This is a genomic window from Enterococcus sp. HMSC072F02, assembly GCF_001837725.1.
Lineage (GTDB): Bacteria > Bacillota > Bacilli > Lactobacillales > Enterococcaceae > Enterococcus_B > Enterococcus_B lactis.
On record NZ_KV833963.1, the window covers coordinates 83,403 to 101,667 of the forward strand.

Here is an 18,265-nt window from a genome sequence, read left to right on the forward strand (position 1 = left end):
GGAGCGAATGTGATGCTACAAGAAATCAGTATTACTAACTTTGCGATTATTCCGGAATTGCGGCTTTCTTTTCACGAAGGAATGACCGCGCTGACCGGAGAGACTGGTGCGGGTAAATCCATCATTATCGATGCTTTAGGTTTGTTAGCAGGAGGAAGAGGTTCAAGCGATTATATACGTCAAGGCGCAGAAAAATGCATTCTTGAAGGATTGTTTGAACTTCCGAAACAAGAAGGATTCTCTGAATTGATGGTTGAATTAGGTATCGAAACGGATGAAGACAATCTGATCGTTCGACGAGATATGTCGTTGACTGGAAAAAATGTTTGCCGAGTGAATGGTCACATCATCACGCTAGCTAATCTAAGGAAAATCGGCAGTTATTTAGTGGATATCCAAGGGCAAAACGAACATCAGGAACTGCTCCAGCCTGAATCACATCTTGCTTTATTGGATCGTTTTGGAGATGCAGCTTTCCAACAGAAGAAAAAGAGTTATCAGCAAGAATATACCTCTTATCGTGAGCTGGAAAAAAGGGTACGAAAAGTGCAGCAAAATGAAAAATCCTATGTTCAGAGAATAGATATGCTCCATTTCCAGCAAGAAGAAATAGCTGCTGCTGATTTGCAAGTCGGAGAAGAAGAGAAATTAAAAGAAGAAAGAGAAAAACTTAGCAATTATCAAAAAATTGCTGATGGATTAGCTGCAGGCTACGGAGCACTGACGAATAATGAACAAAACAGTGTAGATGGCATTGGCTTGGCCGTTGCAGAATTGCAAGGGATCGCACATCTAGATGTGGAGTATGAAGCAATTTATGAAAATATCCAAAGTGCTTACTATTTGTTACAAGATGCAATCGGAGACATGAGTCGTCAAATCGATTTGTTGGAGTTAGATGAGAACCGTTTAGAAGAAGTGACTCAACGTCTAGAGTTAATCCGACAGTTGAAACGCAAATATGGCGAATCCATTGAGTCGATATTGGCTTACTATGACGAAATCACCGAAGAGCTAGCTTCTTCTGATTTTTCAGAAGGTCAATTGGACAAAATGAAAGAGGAACTAGAGCAAAAAGAGCTTCTACTTCAGCAACAAGCCGCAGATCTTCATGAAGCGCGTAAAAAAATCGCAAAAGAATTGGAAAAATCCATTCTGCATGAATTAAAAAGTCTGTATATGGAAAACACTGAGTTTGAAGTACGTTTCTTAAAAGAAGAAAACAGACAATTGAATCATGATGGGTTTGACCAAATCGAATTCTACATTACGACCAATCCAGGAGAGCCGCTGAAGCCTTTAGTGAAAGTCGCTTCTGGTGGCGAATTATCTCGGATGTTACTGGCTTTGAAAACGATTTTTTCTTCTGAGCAAGGTGTGACAAGTATTATCTTTGATGAAGTGGATACAGGTGTAAGTGGAAGAGTTGCACAAGCCATCGCGGATAAAATTTCTCAAATATCGAAATACTCTCAAGTTTTGTGCATCACTCATCTACCGCAAGTCGCCGCAGTCGCCGACTATCAATATTATATCGTGAAAGCAGTGATTGATGGTCGTACGCAAACTTCTGTTTCAGAATTGAAAACAAAAGAAAGAGAAGAAGAAATTGCACGCATGCTAGCTGGAAGTGAGATTACAAAACTGACACTCGAACATGCAAAAGAACTATTGCAACTCGCAAGAAGGACCTGATCCACCTCGTAGTGGTTCAGGTCCTTTTTAGCAGCTGATAGCTATATTTTATTTTTTACATGACACTCATGACAGCAGTCAATACAACAGACCCAATCGTTAAAATCAGCATCGTCCAAATGACAAATTTTGTTACTTTAGCAAAAGTACTTGTTTGTTTTTTTTCACGCATTGTTTTCAACCTCGTAATTAATTAGTTAATCCAAGTGTACAATCTTTTTGTCTTTTCTACAAGAGGTCTTTTTTATAAAAACTTCCCTTTTTTTAAATAATAGGTAGTTACGATACAAATAAATAATGTTAATAGGACTAGCCAGATAAACGCATCATCTCTTTCAGCAATGGGTAGCTTGATGTTCATCCCATAGATACTTCCGATGATTGTTGGTATAGTTAATATAATCGTTAAAGAAGTTAAAATTTTCATAATATTATTCAAATTATTCGATACAATTGCTGAAAAAGTCTGATTCATTTGTTCTACTAGTTTTAATTGAATGCGAGAAGTAGTCATTGCTTGCTCTGTTTCTACCAATACATCACGCAGATGGTTTTTCAACGCATGATTTTCTTGGAAAAGTTTATTTTGCGCTAATTCTTTCAATGCATCTAAATTAGCAGAAGTCGCTTCTCTGAAATAAACAAGGCTTTTTTGGATATCCATGATTTGATAAAGTTGTTTGTTTTCAGTTGATACTTGAAGTTTGGCTTCCAAAGTATCGCATTGAGATTGAAGCGTAGCTAAATAACTGTTATAAGACAGTGTAACCTGCCAGATGAATTGAAAGAAGATATTGAGATTGGGTGAAACATCGCTTTTTGGAAAGGTTTGACTAAAGACTTTCTTTAAAAATAGTGGTTCATGATTCGTAATTGTGATAAGCTTCTTTTTGGGCGTCAAAATGATAGAGAGCGGGTATGTATCCACTTGAAAATAACCGCTAGGACTTGTTTTAGCAAACGGATATTGTAACAATAATAACGCTGGTTTTGTCAACTTTGATTGATTGAATTCTTCTGTACGGGAATTTTCTGCATCGTCCAATATGGAAGTGATGTAATCTGACGGAATTTCAAATTGATGTGTCAGCTGATGAATCTCTTCTTGATTGGGACGTTCTACACAATACCAGATCGTTTGGTCAGTTTCCTTTCCGGTATTACGCAGTTTCTCATTATCTAATGTAAAATATTTGATCATGATTTTCCTCCTGTTGCCTGTTTCTTTTATTATAACGGATAGGGGATTGGAATACATGGAATGTGTTTGTAAGATATAGAATATAACTGCATAAATTTAAATAAAATGAAACAGTTGTGTAAAGTATATACAGTATACTTGAAGCAACGATAAAAAAGGAGTTTACGTTCATGGGCACATTCACACCACTTATCTTGTTTTGGTATATTTACCCGGTAATCGTTTTGTTTGGTTGCCAATTTCTTGTAAAATTATTTTCGTTAAATCGTCGTTTTAAAATAAAAGCCCCTGATTTGGCGATTCCTTTTTTGTGGGGCGGTATGCATGCGTTGTCTAGAAACACAGCGACAATTTCTATCCTGCCGTTTTTCTTTATTTCTGTTTTACTACTGGGCATCTGTATTGCTATTTTTCAAGCATATTATTATGAAGAAATCATTTATTCGCGTTATTTCAAGATGACTTGGCGTTTGGTTTTTCTGCTGACAATCGTCTTGTACGCGGTCTTGATTATTGTGAATATACTTTCTTACCTATGAAAAAAGCAGAAAAGCTGCAAAAAGTCTTTTAAAAGGCTTTTTGCAGCTTGATTCTTAAAAAAATGTTTATGAATAAAAAAAGTTGTTCCCGGATTTCCTAGAAAAGGTGGTAGAAAGTGGGGGATTGTGGTAGACTAATTTTAGTTAGTGGAGGAATGGGGGGCTTTCAATGTTGATGGGTGAATTCCAACATAATATTGATGCAAAAGGACGTTTAATCGTTCCCTCAAAACTTCGTGAAGAACTTGGCGAAAAGTTTGTTCTGACACGCGGATTGGATGGTTGTCTTTTCGGCTATCCGATGAGCGAATGGGAAAATCTGGAAGCTAAGCTGAACGAAATGCCGTTGGCTAAAAAAGACGCACGTACATTTGTGCGATTCTTCTATTCGGCTGCCACTGAATGCGAACTTGATAAACAAGGACGGATCAATATACCAAGCACGTTAAGAAATTATGCAGCTTTGACAAAAGGGTGCGTAATCATCGGCGTATCTAACCGAATTGAAATTTGGGATGAGACACGATGGGAAGATTTTTCTGCAGAAGCAGAAGAGAATTTTGACGAAATTGCTGAAAATATGATTGATTTCGGACTATAAGAATAGGAAGAGGCTGACTAATGACTGAAACATTTCAACACTATACAGTCATGTTGAAAGAAACGGTAGATGGATTGAACATCAAACCGGATGGCGTTTATGTAGACTGTACACTCGGCGGTGCCGGACATAGTGAATATTTATTGAGCCAACTAAGTTCTAAAGGGCACCTGTATGCGTTTGACCAAGATCAAAAAGCAATCGATCACGCCAAGCTGCGTTTAGCTTCTTATGTCGAACAAGGGATGGTCACATTTATCAAAGCGAATTTCAGAGAATTAGAAGAACGCTTGAGTGAGTATGTAGATAAGGTAGATGGTATTTTGTATGACTTAGGGGTTTCCTCTCCTCAACTAGATGAAGCAGAACGTGGATTTAGTTATCATCAAGATGCACCCTTGGATATGCGTATGGATCAGTCAGCTCCTTTAACCGCTTATCACGTAATTAATGAATATTCCTACCATGAATTAGTAAAGATTTTCTTCCGCTATGGCGAGGAGAAATTTTCCAAACAAATTGCTCGTGAAATCGAACGAGTACGAAAAACAAAACCAATCCAAACAACTGGTGAGCTTGTCGAAATCATTAAACAAGTCATCCCAGCTCCCGCAAGAAGAAAAGGCGGGCATCCTGCAAAAAGAATTTTTCAAGCTGTGCGGATTGCAGTAAATGACGAACTTGGTGCCGAAGAGACCTCTTTAGAACAGGCAATCCGGTTGTTGAAAGTCAATGGAAGAATCAGTGTGATCACATTTCACTCATTAGAAGACAGAATTGTCAAAAGTATGTTTAAAGAATATAGTACGGTACAAGATTTACCACCGGGACTTCCTGTCATACCTGACGAATTTCAACCGGAACTGAAAGTTATTACTCGTAAACCAATCCTTCCTTCAGAGGAAGAGTTAGCAGAAAACAATCGATCACGCAGTGCAAAGTTACGTATTGCAGAAAAAATAAGAATGAAAGAGGAGTAGAATGATGGCAGAATTAAAGAAAATGCAAGAGTACGAATATGATTTACCTGAATTGGTGGATCAGCCAGAACAACAAATGCCAGATTCTTCTTCGAATCAAGAAATCATTCTTCCACAATCACCAGCAAAACGATTGAAGCAGATTTCTGCTTTGGAAAAAATTGCTGTGGCAAGCGTGGCGATTGCTATTGTTGCTTTATGTGTTTTAACAGTCATGTTGCGTACAAATATCAGCGGAGCTGAAAAAGAAATCACATCAATACAAACAGAAATCAATGATAAAAAGCAAGAAAAAACGAGTTTAGAACAAGAAAAAAATGAACTTTCTCGTACTGAACGGATTAAACAAATCGCAGAAGAAAAAGGATTGTCTATTAATGACGACAATTTAAGGAAAGTGAAGTAAATGAGTCTTAAAAATAAAATTCGGCGGTTTATGGAAAAGAAAAATCTAAATCCGATGAACAATCGCAAAAAAGTAGGTATCATTTTATTTGCTACGAGTATTGGATTGTTCTTTTTATTTGCCGTCCGTTTCTCGTATATCGTTATTGGAGGTCATGTTGCTGGTACCTCATTAGCTGAAAAAACAAAACAGTTGTACCAAGGAAGTGAAGTAGTAAAAGCAAAAAGAGGAACGATTTATGATCGTAACGGTGTGGCGCTCGCAGAAGATGCCTCCTCTTATTCAATTAAAGCGATACTCTCAAAAACATATACTTCTGGGGATAAAAAACTGTATGTCGAAGAAAAGAATTTTGATAAAATAGCAGAAATCCTGCATAAGAATCTTTCTATAGACAAAAAAGATGCACTGAATATTTTAGAAGATGGCGCAAAAAAAGAGCTGTATCAAGTTGAATTTGGTAGCTATGGGAAAAATATCTCCCAAGAAACCAAGCAAAACATCGAAGCAGATATGAAAAAAGAAGGTGTCGCTGGTCTTTACTTTGTCGACCATCAGGCTCGGATGTATCCAAATGGCGTCTTTTCTTCTCATTTTATCGGATATGCAGTTCCAGACAAAGATGAGAATGGCTTAGTTGGTAAACTAGGTTTGGAGTCTGCTTACAATGATATTTTGAGCGGTAAAGATGGTAAGATTATTTATCAAAAAGATAATTTTCAAAATCCTCTGCCAGGTACAGTAGCAGAAGAAGAAAAAGCTGTTGATGGACAAGATATCTACACGACTTTGGACAGTAGACTACAAAGTTATTTGGAAACACTGATGGATCAAGTAAATGAAGAATATCAACCGGAAGAATTGACAGTAGTCTTGATGAAAGCAAAAACTGGAGAGATTTTGGCGATGGGGCAGCGTCCTACTTTCAATCCCGAAACAATGGAAGGTTTGACTGGAGAAGATGCTATCTGGCGTAATTTCTTGGTACAAGATAGTTATGAGCCAGGATCAACCATGAAGGTTTTCACTACTGCAGCCGCTATCGAAGAAGGAGAATTCAACGAGAATGAAACCTTCCAATCTGGAAAAATCCAAGTAGAAGATGCGACGATCAATGACCATGACTTTGGTGAAAAAGGTGTGCTGACCATGCGACAAGCTCTTTCATGGTCAAGTAACGTCGGGATGGTCATACTGGAACAGCGATTAGGCGGACGATGGTACAATTATTTACAAAAACTAGGATTTGGACAAAGTACCTATTCTGGATTAGATGACGAAGTAAATGGTGCTTTGCCTACATCAAATATTGTCGACCGAGCAATGAGTGCTTATGGACAAGCGGTAGGTGTGACGAATTTCCAAATGATGAAAGCTTTCACTTCTATTGCGAATAACGGTACAATGATTCAACCTCGATATATCAGCAAAGTAGTGGATCCTCAAACTGGAGAAGAGCGAACAACTCAAACAGAAGTTCTAGGACAACCTTTTTCAAAAGAAACAACAGAAAAAGTCCGTGAATATATGAGAGATGTTGTCGAAAGCGAAAACTACGGTAGTGCTTATGGCGTATATAGTGTACCTGGATACAATGTATCGGCAAAAACCGGAACAGCCCAAATCGCTTCTGATACAGGGGGATACCAAACAGGAGATACAGCCTACCTGTATTCGATTGTGGAGATGGTTCCTTCTGAAGATCCAGACTATGTCTTGTATCTAACAATGAAACACCCTAAGACATATGATCGAATGGCTTTGGCTAAAATCGCAAATCCATTGATGAAACGGGCAATGGATTTTAAAGAAACTGAAGAAGATACGGATACAGAAACCAAAACAGAAAAAGTATCTGTAGCCGATTATCGTAATCTAGAAGCAGATGTTGCAGCAGCGGATGCTCAAAAAAGCGGACTGCAACCTGTCGTTATCGGTAACGGGAAAAAAGTACAAAAACAATCTACTGCCAACGGTGATCAGTTGATCTCTGGAGAAAAACTGATTCTATATACTGGCGGCGACAAGCTGATGCCTGATGTAACTGGATGGTCAAAAGCAGATATCATGAAGCTAGGGAAAATCCTTGGTATCGAAGTTAGTTTTGATGGGGATGGTTATTGTGTCAAACAAGAACTTGCTCCATATGAAAAAATCACAAAAGAAAAACTTAATTTTACTTTAGAAGAATAAGAAGAGAAATAGGAGAGAAAAGAGCATGGAATGGACACAAGCATTGATTCCCATTGTCAGCAGTTGTGCAATGACGATTGCCGCAATGCCGCTATTTATTGGTTACTTTCAAATGAAAAAGCAAGGTCAGGCGATTCGCGAGGAGGGACCAAAGTGGCACAATATCAAAGCCGGAACTCCTACAATGGGCGGCTTAGTGTTTCTGATCGGCTCTATTTTGACAGGGATTTGGGTTGGAGCTTGGCAAAAACAGCTGACTCCTACTCTTTTCATCTTGCTTTTTGTATTAGCATTATATGGAGTAATTGGTTTTCTTGATGATTTTATAAAGATCTTCAAGAAAAGAAACATGGGGCTGAACTCGAAACAGAAACTGATTGGACAGGTTCTAGGGGGAATCATCTTTTATCTTGTTTACCGTTCTGAAGGCTATCCAGGTGTATTGAATTTCTTTGGGTTGGATCTGCCTTTAGGAATCATTTATGGGGTTTTCGCTATCTTCTGGCTTGTTGGATTTTCAAATGCGGTCAATCTGACGGATGGTATCGATGGATTAGTTGCTGGCTTAGGCAGCATCTCTTTTGCAGCTTACGGTCTGATTGCTTGGCATCAGCATCAGTATGATGTATTAATCATTTGTCTCAGTGTTTTAGGTGGCTTACTTGGATTCTTCGTCTATAACCGGAAACCTGCCAAGATTTTTATGGGAGATGTCGGTTCATTAGCTTTGGGCGGACTTTTAGCGGCAATTTCTATGATGCTGAACCAAGAGTGGACATTGCTTTTGATTGGCTTGATTTATGTTATGGAAACTGCAAGTGTGATGCTTCAAGTTACATCCTTTAAACTTACGGGAAAACGAATTTTTAAAATGTCTCCAATCCACCATCATTTTGAAATGTGCGGATGGTCGGAGTGGAAGATTGATACAGTTTTTTGGTTGATCAGCATTGTGACTTCATTGATCACATTATGGATCGTTTGGTAGGAGATGACAGGAAATGAAAAAAATATCAACATGTGAAAATAAAAAAGTGCTTGTCTTAGGACTCGCAAAAAGCGGAGTAAGTGCGGCCAAATTATTACATGAATTGGGCGCACTTGTCACCGTTAATGACGGAAAACCTTTTGATGAAAATCCGGAAGCACAAGAATTGCTTTCTTTAGGGATAAAAGTAATAACAGGCAGTCATCCAATCGAATTACTAGATGAAGAATTTTCGTTGATGGTCAAAAATCCTGGGATTCCCTACAGCCATCCTTTAGTAGCAAAAGCCCAAGAAATGGGTATTCCGGTAATTACGGAAGTGGAGCTAGCTTACGAAGTAGCGGAATGCCCAATTATTGGGATTACAGGAACGAATGGAAAAACCACGACAACAACAATGACTGGACTACTACTGAATGCAGGCGTAGACAAAGGAGTTGCACGTTTAGCAGGAAATATTGGGTATCCAGCAAGTGGTGTCGCGCAAGAAGCGAAACCAGAAGATAAAATCGTGATGGAGTTATCTAGTTTTCAACTCATGGGAATCACAGATTTCCATCCTCATATAGCGGTGATCACCAATATTTATGAAGCACATATTGATTATCATGGCACAAGAAAAGAATACGTCAAAGCTAAATGGAACCTTCAAAAAAATATGACAGCTGAAGATTATCTGGTTCTTAACTGGAATCAGTCAGAACTACAAGAATTAGCACAAAGAACAAAAGCACGCGTCCTACCTTTTTCGACAAAAGAAGTGTTGGAAGACGGTGCGTATGCTGACGATCACGCAATTTATTATAGAAAAGAAAAAATAATGGAAATCTCTGAACTTGGCGTACCTGGTACGCATAATGTAGAAAATGCGCTAGCTGCTATTACTGTAGCAAAATTGTATGGTATATCAAATGAAGCTATACGACAAACGTTGCATTTATTCCATGGCGTGCCGCATCGTACGCAATATGTAGGAGAGATTCAAGGCAGAAAATTTTATAATGATTCAAAAGCAACCAATATTTTAGCGACTAAAATGGCTCTAAGCGGATTTGAAACGGCTAAGGTCGTGTTATTGGCAGGCGGATTAGATAGAGGAAATACATTTGATGAATTGGTTCCTTCACTAAAAGGAATCAAAGCAATGATCGTATTTGGTCAAACAAAAGAAAAATTGATCGATGCTGGAAAAAAAGCAGGCATCGAGACGATAGTAACAGCCGATTCTGTAGAACAAGCAGTTCCTTTAGCATTAGAAAACAGTACAGATGGTGATGTGATTTTATTATCACCAGCGAATGCCAGCTGGGATCAATACCCTAATTTTGAAACTAGAGGAAACCGATTCATGGAAGCTGTGAATCAATTAAAATAGAAAAAGTAGAAGCGAGCGATAAAAAATGAAAATTTTGGTTACAGGCGGAGGAACGGGAGGACATATTTATCCAGCTCTTGCCTTTGTCAATTATGTGAAGACACAAGTACCGAATGCGGAATTCATGTATGTGGGGGCAAAACGTGGTCTGGAAAATAAAATTGTCCCTGATACAGGAATGCCTTTCCATACTTTGGAGATTCAAGGCTTTAAACGAAAAATTTCCATGCATAATATCAAGACAATCCGATTGTTTCTTAAGAGTATCCGTCAAGCAAAAAAAATCCTCAGTGATTTTCAACCAGATATCGTTATCGGTACTGGAGGATATGTATCCGGAGCGGTAGTGTATGCTGCATCAAAAATGGGAATTCCAACTATTATCCATGAACAAAACAGTGTACCAGGTGTTACCAATAAATTTTTAAGCCGATATGTGGATCGGATCGCTCTTTCATTCAAAGATGCGGCTCCTTTTTTTCCTGAAAACAAATCAGTCCTTGTAGGTAATCCTCGAGCACAAGAAGTAGCAGATACTAAAAAATCAGATATTTTGAAAACATTTGGGTTGGATCCAGAAAAGAAAACAGTCTTGATTTTTGGCGGCAGTCAAGGAGCACTTAAAATCAATCAAGCGGTATCGGTTTTTTTAAGTGAATATATTCCTTCCTCTTATCAAGTCTTGTATGCTTCAGGAGAAAGATATTATGAAGAAATCCTAAATAAAATAAATCCTGAAATACAAAACATTAGTGTCCAACCTTACATCAAAAATATGGCAGAAGTCATGGCTTCGAGCGATCTGCTAGTGGGACGTGCTGGTGCAACTTCGATCGCAGAATTTACAGCTTTGGGGCTTCCGGCAGTGCTGGTTCCTAGTCCATATGTTACGAATGATCATCAGACTAAAAATGCAATGAGTCTTGTTCATGCAGGAGCAGCAAAAATGATTGCGGATAATGAGCTAACGGGTGAATCACTAAGTCAGACAATTAACGAAATCATGGATGATGAAGAATTGCAAAAGCAAATGTGCCGAGCTTCTAAAGAACAAGGCATCCCTGATGCTTCAAAACGTCTTTATGACGTAGTGAATCAAATAATCAAAAAATAAAGGCGGTGGTCTTAGTGAGTAAGAAAAAAGAACCTAAAAAATTGTCTCATCCGTCTTCTGATGAAAACAATTTGACTCCTTGGCAAAAGGCTAACCGAAAATATCTGGCAGAACAAGGGATGAAAAACCAAGAGCCAAAAAAAGAAGACACACCATTAGATACACCCCTTTCAGATTCTGAAGAAGAAAGAACGGTTCAAGAGGAACAGCAAGAAATAAGCCAGTCAGAAAGCCAGTCCGAGAAAAAAATCGAATTTTTTGAAGAGATCAAGCAAAAGAAAAACGGTGGCCCGTATAACGGTTCTTTTTTGAATCGTCTCCCCAATTTAAAAAGTCAAAGGCATAAAGTACTGTTTCGTCGGTTAGCATTGATTATTACTGTATTGGGCATACCGCTGATTTTTTTGATCTATTATGTTTCTCCTTATAGCAAGCTACAAGCAGTTGCAGTGTCAGGTAATAAGGTAGTCAACAGTCAGGAAATCATCTCTGATACCAAATTGTCATTGGGAGAAAATGTCTGGGGGCAGTATTTCGATCGATCCACTTATATCGAACGGCTAAAAAAAGCACAGCCGAGAATCGAAAAAGCAACTATACACTTCAAAGGGATAAATGAGTTCGATTTGGATGTGACAGAATATAAAGAAATCGCTTTGATTGCAAAAGATAACCAATACTATCCAGTAATTGAAAATGGAACAGTATTAGATGAAAAAGTAGCAAATCCTACAAAAAATCTCCCTATCTTGGAAGAGTTCAAAGATTCAGCAAAAATCAAAGAATTAACAAAGCAATACAATCAGTTATCATCAGAATTGCAAAAAGCAATCTCTGAAATCAAGTATACACCAAGAGCAAGTAATAAAAACCTGATCCAATTGAACATGAATGATGGCAATCAAGTCATTGTAAATATCAATAATCTTGCGAACCAAATGAAATATTATTCGCAAGTAGCCAAAGACATGGATGAAAAAGGTGTAATCGACATGGAAGTTGGCATCTACTCATATCCTTACAGCAGTACTCAAGAAACGGCAGAATCGGACCAAACGGAAGAAACAACTGGAAGTGAAGAAAACGCGGATCAAATAAATGGGTCAAGTGAAGAGTCAGAAACGCAAGCAGCAGATACACCTGAATCGTCTGATACAAACGGCTCATCTGATTCAAATAATTCAAGTGAAACAAGTCAAATAGAAGACAATCCAAGTACAACTCCGTCAAGTTTAAATGAAAATTGATAAAACAACTTTAAAAAGTAAGAATGTACTTTCTAAAAACCAGTAATTTATGGTAGAATTGAAAGCAGTGAATATATCTATTAATAAGTATATTTTAAAACGGACGCTAGTTGTTCGCTTGTATATGGAATAGTAAGTAGGAGGGAATCCCATTCATGGCAAAAACAGGAATGTATGTAGGCCTTGATATTGGAACGACATCTGTTAAAGTTGTCGTGGCTGAATATATCGACAGCCAAATGAATATTATTGGAGTAGGAAACGCAAAATCAGAAGGGATTAACCGAGGCATTATCGTTGATATCGATAAAACGGTCCAAGCGATACAACGAGCAGTACGACAAGCAGAAGAAAAAGCAGGTATCCAGATCAAAGGCGTAAGTGTCGGTTTGCCAGCAAACATGCTTGAAGTAGAAAATTGCCAGGGAATGATTGCAGTTAACGGAGATTCAAAGGAAATCACCGATGAAGATGTCAGAAATGTGGCTTCTGCTGCCCTTGTTCGTTCAATACCTCCTGAACGTCAAATCGTGTCAATTTTGCCACAAGATTTTACTGTCGATGGATTCGAGGGGATCAAAGACCCTCGTGGAATGATCGGCGTAAGATTAGAAATGTACGGTCTGTTGTTTACCGGACCAAAAACGATCATCCATAACATACGTAAATGCGTGGAAAATGCCGGATTAATCGTCAATGAAATGGTGATTACTCCTTTAGCGCTGACAGAATCAATTCTTTCTGACGGAGAAAAAGATTTTGGTACGATCGTTATTGATATGGGTGGTGGCCAAACGACAACAGCTGTTATGCATGATAAGCAATTGAAGTTTACCAGTCTCGACCAAGAAGGTGGCGAATTTGTCACTAAAGATATCTCTATTGTATTAAATACGTCTTTTAACAATGCAGAAGCGTTGAAAATAAATTACGGGGATGCATATCCGGAACGGACATCACCAGATGAAGAGTTTCCAGTAGATGTAATTGGCCAGTCAGAACCAGTGAAAGTCGATGAACGCTATTTGTCAGAAATTATTTCAGCTCGTATGGAACAGATTTTCAACAAAGCAAAAGATGCATTGGACCAAATCGAAGCATTAGAGTTGCCAGGTGGCGTCGTATTGACAGGCGGAGCTGCTAGTCTTCCAGGTGTTGTGGACTTGGCGCAAGAAATCTTCGGCGTAAATGTGAAACTGTATGTTCCAAATCACATGGGACTGAGAAACCCGGTATTTACAAATGTAATAAGTATCGTTGATTATTCAGCAAACTTGAGCGAAGTGTATCAATTGGCAAAAATTGCTGTTACAGGTGAGACCTCAGCAGCTCGTCAAATGGTAGTTGAACAAGAAACAACAAACACATATGAAAGCTATGAAGCACCTGAAGAAACAGTCTACGATGAGCCGGAACCAAAAGAATCCGGAGAAAATGTAAAAAATAAAATCAAGGGTTTCTTTACAAATATTTTTGATTAATTCATCCTGGGAGGAATAAGATATGGAATTCTCAATTGATAATAATATCAATGACGGCGCAGTAATCAAAGTCATCGGAGTCGGCGGTGGCGGTGGAAATGCTGTGAACCGAATGATTGAAGAAAACGTCAAAGGTGTTGAATTCATTACGGCCAACACAGACGTGCAAGCGTTAAAAAATTCAAAAGCTGAAACAGTTATCCAATTAGGACCAAAATATACTCGTGGTTTAGGGGCTGGTTCTCAACCAGAAGTTGGACAAAAAGCGGCAGAAGAAAGTGAACAATCCTTACGAGAAGCTTTAGACGGTGCAGATATGATTTTCATCACTGCAGGAATGGGTGGAGGAACTGGTACAGGTGCTGCGCCAATCGTTGCAGGGATCGCTAGAGAACTGGGCGCATTGACCGTTGGTGTCGTTACACGTCCGTTCACTTTTGAAGGACCTAAACGTGGCCGTTTTGCTGCAGAAGGTATCGCTCGTTTGAAAGAAAATGTCGATACATTATTGATTATCTCAAATAACCGTTTACTAGAAGTTGTAGATAAAAAGACACCAATGCTTGAAGCTTTCCGTGAAGCAGATAACGTTTTACGTCAAGGTGTACAAGGTATCTCTGACTTGATTACGGCACCAGGTTACGTTAACCTTGACTTTGCTGACGTGAAAACAGTGATGGAAAACCAAGGTACAGCATTGATGGGAATCGGTGTAGCTAGTGGAGAAGATCGCGTAGTAGAAGCAACGAAAAAAGCAATCTCCTCTCCATTGCTTGAAACATCTATTGATGGAGCGGAACAAGTACTTCTTAACATCACAGGCGGTTTGGATATGACATTGTTTGAAGCACAAGATGCTTCAGATATCGTAGCAAATGCAGCAACTGGCGATGTAAATATTATTCTAGGTACATCTATCAATGAAGAAATGGGCGATGAAATCCGCGTGACGGTCATCGCAACAGGTATCGATGAATCAAAAAAGGAGCGCAAGTCTAGCCGTCCAGCTAGACAAGCACAAATGCAATCACCTGCTCAAAAGACTGTATTAGATATGGATCAAGCTAAACCAACTTCTGCAGAAGAAGAAAACAGTTTTGGCGATTGGGATATCAGACGTGAACAAAATGTTCGTCCTAGAGTTGATGATTCCAATTTTGACAATATCGAAAAAAAAGAATTTGATACATTCAACCGCGAAGAAACAAAATCTCATGGCGATGATGAATTAAATACGCCACCGTTTTTCCGTCGTAAAAAATAAAGGAGAGGAAGAGCACATGATTGCTGACAACTTGCAGAAAATCAAGCAAGAAATTCAGGATTCGTGTGCTCTTGTTCATCGTGATCCGAAAGAAGTTACATTAGTAGCTGTAACAAAATCTGTTGAATCAGCTCAAGCTGAAGAATTGGTCAGAGCTGGCGTTATGAATTGTGCAGAAAACCGAGTAGATAAACTATTACAAAAGAAACAAGATTTATTTGATTTTCCCGAAATAAAGTGGCATTTAATTGGTAATTTACAGCGCAGAAAGGTAAAATTGATTGTAAATGAAATTGATTACTTTCATGCGTTGGACAGTTTAAGATTAGCAGAAGAAATCCAGAAGCGGTTAGAAAAAGAATTATCCTGTTTTATTGAAGTAAATGTTTCTGGTGAGGAATCAAAACATGGAATTTCACCAGATGAGCTTTTACCGTTTGTGGAATCTTTAGCTGCCTGCACAAAAATCAAGGTTGTTGGGTTAATGACTATGGCGCCTAAAGAAGCTTCTGATGAGCAAATCCATAAAGTGTTTGGTACGCTGAAAGAATTGCGTGATCTTGTTCAAGCAAAAGGTTATGCCCATGCACCATGTAATGAATTAAGCATGGGGATGAGTCAGGATTTTCAAATTGCGATTGAAGAAGGTGCAACATTTATCCGTGTAGGAACAGCGCTATTCAAAGACGAATAAAGGAGGAACAAAAATGCCGCTTTTAAACAGAGGAGCAATTGCTAATTTTTTCGGATTAGCTGATGAGGAAGAGTACGAATACCAAGATTATCCTGAAACAACAAAAAAGGCTGTACAGCCAACTAAAAAAATTATAACACAGAATCAACCAACTCATTCTGTATCTGCTGCGAATACTCATGAGAAACAAAAAACGGCGACTTCACGTCCTGTAACGCATGAAAGTATTCAGCCGGCTGAAAAGAAAAAAGTAATTGAACTACATCAATCACCTACAAAAACTGTAGCGAAAGAAAGAACAGCTTCAAGAACGTCTACACAACCTAAAGCAAATCTTGCGGGAAAAATCACTGTGATGGAACCAAGAGCTTATTCTGAAGCGATGGCGATTGCTAAAAGAATCATCGCTGGAGAAGCAACCTTAGTGAATTTTCATTTAGTGGAAGAAAAGCAAGCGAGAAGAATTGTTGATTTTCTAACAGGAACAGTTTATGCATTAGATGGAGATATCAAACGCGTTGGAGATGAGATTTTTCTTTGTACACCGACAGGGATGGAGATTGACAGTTCAACCGCTCAATCTTTTGCAGATGCGAATTTGTTTGATCTGTAAGAGGAGGAACTACGATTTATATTATTGCGCTATTACTTCATTTAATTCAACGGGCAGCCTATTTCTATAGCATTATCTTGATGGTATATGCTTTGCTCTCTTGGTTTCCAGGCGGTTATCAATCAGGATTAGGACGGTTTTTAGCTAAGATCTGTGAACCGTATATCAGTTTATTCGATCGTCTGCCTTTAAGGATCGGTCCTTTGGATTTCACGATTTTAGGGGCCATTCTAATCTTGAACTTAGCCGTACAAGGATTAGCACAGATCGTAATATGGATAACTATCCATTTAGTTTATTGATTCAAGCAACAAAATCTTTATTCTCAGAATAGATAGGAGGGGAAAATTTTGGTTGCAAATGTATACCAGCACTTTCGGGCAGATGAACGTGCATTTATCGACTCAGTAGGTGATTGGATTGAACAAGTTCAAGGACAATATGCGCCATATCTGACTGAATTTCTTGACCCCAGACAATCCTATATTTTAGAAACACTGATTCGGCAAAGTAGTGATTTGCGTTTCATGTTTTATGGTGGATATGAACAGGCAGAAAGAAAAAGATGTTTGATTTTCCCCGATTATTACGAACCTGTAGAGGAAGATTTTGAAACAGCATTGTATGAAATCCATTATCCTAGCAAATTTGCCAGTCTAAGTCATGGAAAAATCCTTGGAACTTTAGTGGGAACAGGTATCAAACGCTCTTACTTTGGCGATATCATCTCAGATGGCGATCGCTGGCAAGTATTTATTGCAAATGAGGTGGATCATTTTGTTGCTGCACAAGTAACAAAGATTGGAAAAGTTGCTGTACGCTTGGAACCAATCAAATACACAGAAATGATTTTGCCGAAAGACAGCTGGACACAAGAAAGAGGGACTGTTAGTTCTATGCGACTGGACAATGTGATCTCTGAGATTTATAATATTTCCAGACAGCGGTCCAAGCAGCTGATCGAAGCTGGTAAAGTAAAAGTGAATTGGACAGAAAATACAAGACCTGATTTTGTACTTGAACTATTAGATATTATTTCAGTCAGGGGTTACGGCAGAGTCCAGATCCAAGAACTTGAGGGGAAGACGAAAAAAGAAAAGTACAGGGTGTTGTTCGGTGTATTACGTAAATAAAATAAAAAGGTGGTTTACTCATGGCTTTAACTCCATTAGATATCCAAAATAAGACATTCCCAACAAAAATGCGGGGATATAATCAAGACGAAGTAGATGATTTCTTAGATTTAGTTGTTCGTGACTACGAAGAATTGACTCAAAGAAATCGTGAATTAGAAAAAGCAGTCAAACATTCAGAAGAAAAACTTGAGTATTTCAATGAATTGAAAGATGCATTGAACCAATCGATCATCGTAGCTCAAGACACAGCGGATAAAGTAAAAACAAGTGCAAGTAAAGAATCTGAAGTGATCGTTACTTCTGCACAAAACAAAGCAGATGAGTTAGTTGCGAATGCTGAAAAACGTGCACACCAATTAACAACTGATGCAGAAGAAAAAGCAAGAAAAATCTTGACAGATGCAACAGAAAAAGCAAGACAGCTTGCGACAGAAACAGAAGATCTTAAGAAAAAGACACGAGTATTCCATCAACGTATCAGCTTGATGCTTGAATCTCAATTGGAACAAGTGAAAAGTCCAGAATGGGACGAAATTTTACAACCATTCTCTAGCTATGTGACTGACAGCCATGAAGTGATCAAAGAAGTTTTAGCAAAACAGCTTGACAACGAAAATGATACTGATGTAAACTCAGACACAGGAGTCATAGAAGCACCTATGACGGCATTTGATACACAGGCTATCGATATCTCAATCGTACCTGGTGAACATGAAAACGAGTAGAACAGAAAAGCAC

At 38.5% G+C, this 18,265-nt stretch carries 19 protein-coding genes; 17 read left to right on the forward strand and 2 right to left on the reverse strand.

The genetic code is table 11. The features are described from left to right. Positions 1-12 precede the first annotated feature (12 nt). Positions 13-1,695: a DNA repair protein RecN gene (recN, locus tag HMPREF2731_RS08930; protein ID WP_070872810.1), complete on the forward strand. Its 1,683-nt coding sequence runs from the start codon at positions 13-15 to the stop codon at positions 1,693-1,695. A gap of 55 nt (positions 1,696-1,750) precedes the next feature. Here recN and HMPREF2731_RS08935 read toward each other — a convergent pair whose 3' ends face one another. Together HMPREF2731_RS08935 and HMPREF2731_RS08940 are read right to left on the reverse strand one after the other, a co-directional pair. Continuing rightward, complete coding sequence (locus HMPREF2731_RS08935) at positions 1,751-1,867, reverse strand: DUF4044 domain-containing protein (protein WP_002291876.1); 117 nt, start codon at positions 1,865-1,867, stop codon at positions 1,751-1,753. A 72-nt stretch (positions 1,868-1,939) separates the two neighbouring features. Continuing rightward, positions 1,940-2,896, reverse strand: coding sequence for a magnesium transporter CorA family protein (locus tag HMPREF2731_RS08940; RefSeq protein ID WP_002291874.1), 957 nt, complete (start codon positions 2,894-2,896; stop codon positions 1,940-1,942). A gap of 170 nt (positions 2,897-3,066) precedes the next feature. On the opposite strand from HMPREF2731_RS08940, the gene HMPREF2731_RS08945 reads away from it, so the two are divergent. The 16 genes from HMPREF2731_RS08945 (at position 3,067) to HMPREF2731_RS09020 (ending at position 18,252) form a co-directional block, all read left to right on the forward strand. Beyond that, on the forward strand, positions 3,067-3,435 hold the full coding sequence (locus HMPREF2731_RS08945; protein WP_002310272.1) for a DUF3397 domain-containing protein: 369 nt from the start codon (positions 3,067-3,069) through the stop codon (positions 3,433-3,435). 169 nt (positions 3,436-3,604) lie between these two features. Further along, on the forward strand, positions 3,605-4,036 hold the full coding sequence (gene mraZ, locus HMPREF2731_RS08950; RefSeq protein ID WP_002291870.1) for a division/cell wall cluster transcriptional repressor MraZ: 432 nt from the start codon (positions 3,605-3,607) through the stop codon (positions 4,034-4,036). Positions 4,037-4,056: 20 nt separating this feature from the next. Next, complete coding sequence (gene rsmH, locus HMPREF2731_RS08955) at positions 4,057-5,016, forward strand: 16S rRNA (cytosine(1402)-N(4))-methyltransferase RsmH (protein ID WP_002345577.1); 960 nt, start codon at positions 4,057-4,059, stop codon at positions 5,014-5,016. A gap of 4 nt (positions 5,017-5,020) precedes the next feature. Next, a complete protein-coding gene (gene ftsL, locus HMPREF2731_RS08960; RefSeq protein ID WP_002297992.1) occupies positions 5,021-5,422 on the forward strand; it encodes a cell division protein FtsL in 402 nt (133 codons plus the stop codon). Further along, complete coding sequence (locus tag HMPREF2731_RS08965; RefSeq protein ID WP_070872812.1) at positions 5,423-7,615, forward strand: penicillin-binding transpeptidase domain-containing protein; 2,193 nt, start codon at positions 5,423-5,425, stop codon at positions 7,613-7,615. Positions 7,616-7,640: 25 nt separating this feature from the next. After that, positions 7,641-8,603, forward strand: a complete 963-nt coding sequence (gene mraY, locus HMPREF2731_RS08970; protein ID WP_002291862.1) for a phospho-N-acetylmuramoyl-pentapeptide-transferase — start codon at positions 7,641-7,643, stop codon at positions 8,601-8,603. Positions 8,604-8,616: 13 nt separating this feature from the next. Then, the gene (murD, locus tag HMPREF2731_RS08975; RefSeq protein WP_070872814.1) at positions 8,617-9,978 is read left to right on the forward strand and encodes a UDP-N-acetylmuramoyl-L-alanine--D-glutamate ligase; all 1,362 of its coding nucleotides are present in this window, start codon (positions 8,617-8,619) and stop codon (positions 9,976-9,978) included. 25 nt (positions 9,979-10,003) lie between these two features. Beyond that, positions 10,004-11,092 (forward strand): undecaprenyldiphospho-muramoylpentapeptide beta-N-acetylglucosaminyltransferase, encoded by a 1,089-nt coding sequence (gene murG, locus HMPREF2731_RS08980; protein ID WP_002310278.1) that lies wholly within the window; start codon positions 10,004-10,006, stop codon positions 11,090-11,092. 14 nt (positions 11,093-11,106) lie between these two features. Then, on the forward strand, positions 11,107-12,339 hold the full coding sequence (locus HMPREF2731_RS08985; protein ID WP_002316940.1) for a cell division protein FtsQ/DivIB: 1,233 nt from the start codon (positions 11,107-11,109) through the stop codon (positions 12,337-12,339). Between the two features lie 155 nt (positions 12,340-12,494). Further along, the gene (gene ftsA, locus HMPREF2731_RS08990; RefSeq protein ID WP_002291855.1) at positions 12,495-13,820 is read left to right on the forward strand and encodes a cell division protein FtsA; all 1,326 of its coding nucleotides are present in this window, start codon (positions 12,495-12,497) and stop codon (positions 13,818-13,820) included. Between the two features lie 22 nt (positions 13,821-13,842). Further along, positions 13,843-15,084, forward strand: coding sequence for a cell division protein FtsZ (gene ftsZ, locus HMPREF2731_RS08995; protein WP_002291854.1), 1,242 nt, complete (start codon positions 13,843-13,845; stop codon positions 15,082-15,084). Between the two features lie 16 nt (positions 15,085-15,100). Further along, entirely contained in the window at positions 15,101-15,778 is a 678-nt protein-coding gene (locus HMPREF2731_RS09000; protein WP_002310280.1) for a YggS family pyridoxal phosphate-dependent enzyme, read from the forward strand. A 13-nt stretch (positions 15,779-15,791) separates the two neighbouring features. Then, positions 15,792-16,391, forward strand: coding sequence for a cell division protein SepF (locus tag HMPREF2731_RS09005; protein ID WP_070872816.1), 600 nt, complete (start codon positions 15,792-15,794; stop codon positions 16,389-16,391). Between the two features lie 23 nt (positions 16,392-16,414). Then, positions 16,415-16,693 carry a YggT family protein gene (locus HMPREF2731_RS09010; protein ID WP_033583228.1) on the forward strand — a complete coding sequence of 93 codons (279 nt, stop codon included), beginning with the start codon at positions 16,415-16,417 and terminating at the stop codon, positions 16,691-16,693. Positions 16,694-16,741: 48 nt separating this feature from the next. Further along, complete coding sequence (locus HMPREF2731_RS09015) at positions 16,742-17,524, forward strand: YlmH family RNA-binding protein (RefSeq protein WP_070872818.1); 783 nt, start codon at positions 16,742-16,744, stop codon at positions 17,522-17,524. Positions 17,525-17,544: 20 nt separating this feature from the next. Beyond that, the gene (locus tag HMPREF2731_RS09020) at positions 17,545-18,252 is read left to right on the forward strand and encodes a DivIVA domain-containing protein (protein ID WP_002291846.1); all 708 of its coding nucleotides are present in this window, start codon (positions 17,545-17,547) and stop codon (positions 18,250-18,252) included. Positions 18,253-18,265 lie beyond the last annotated feature (13 nt).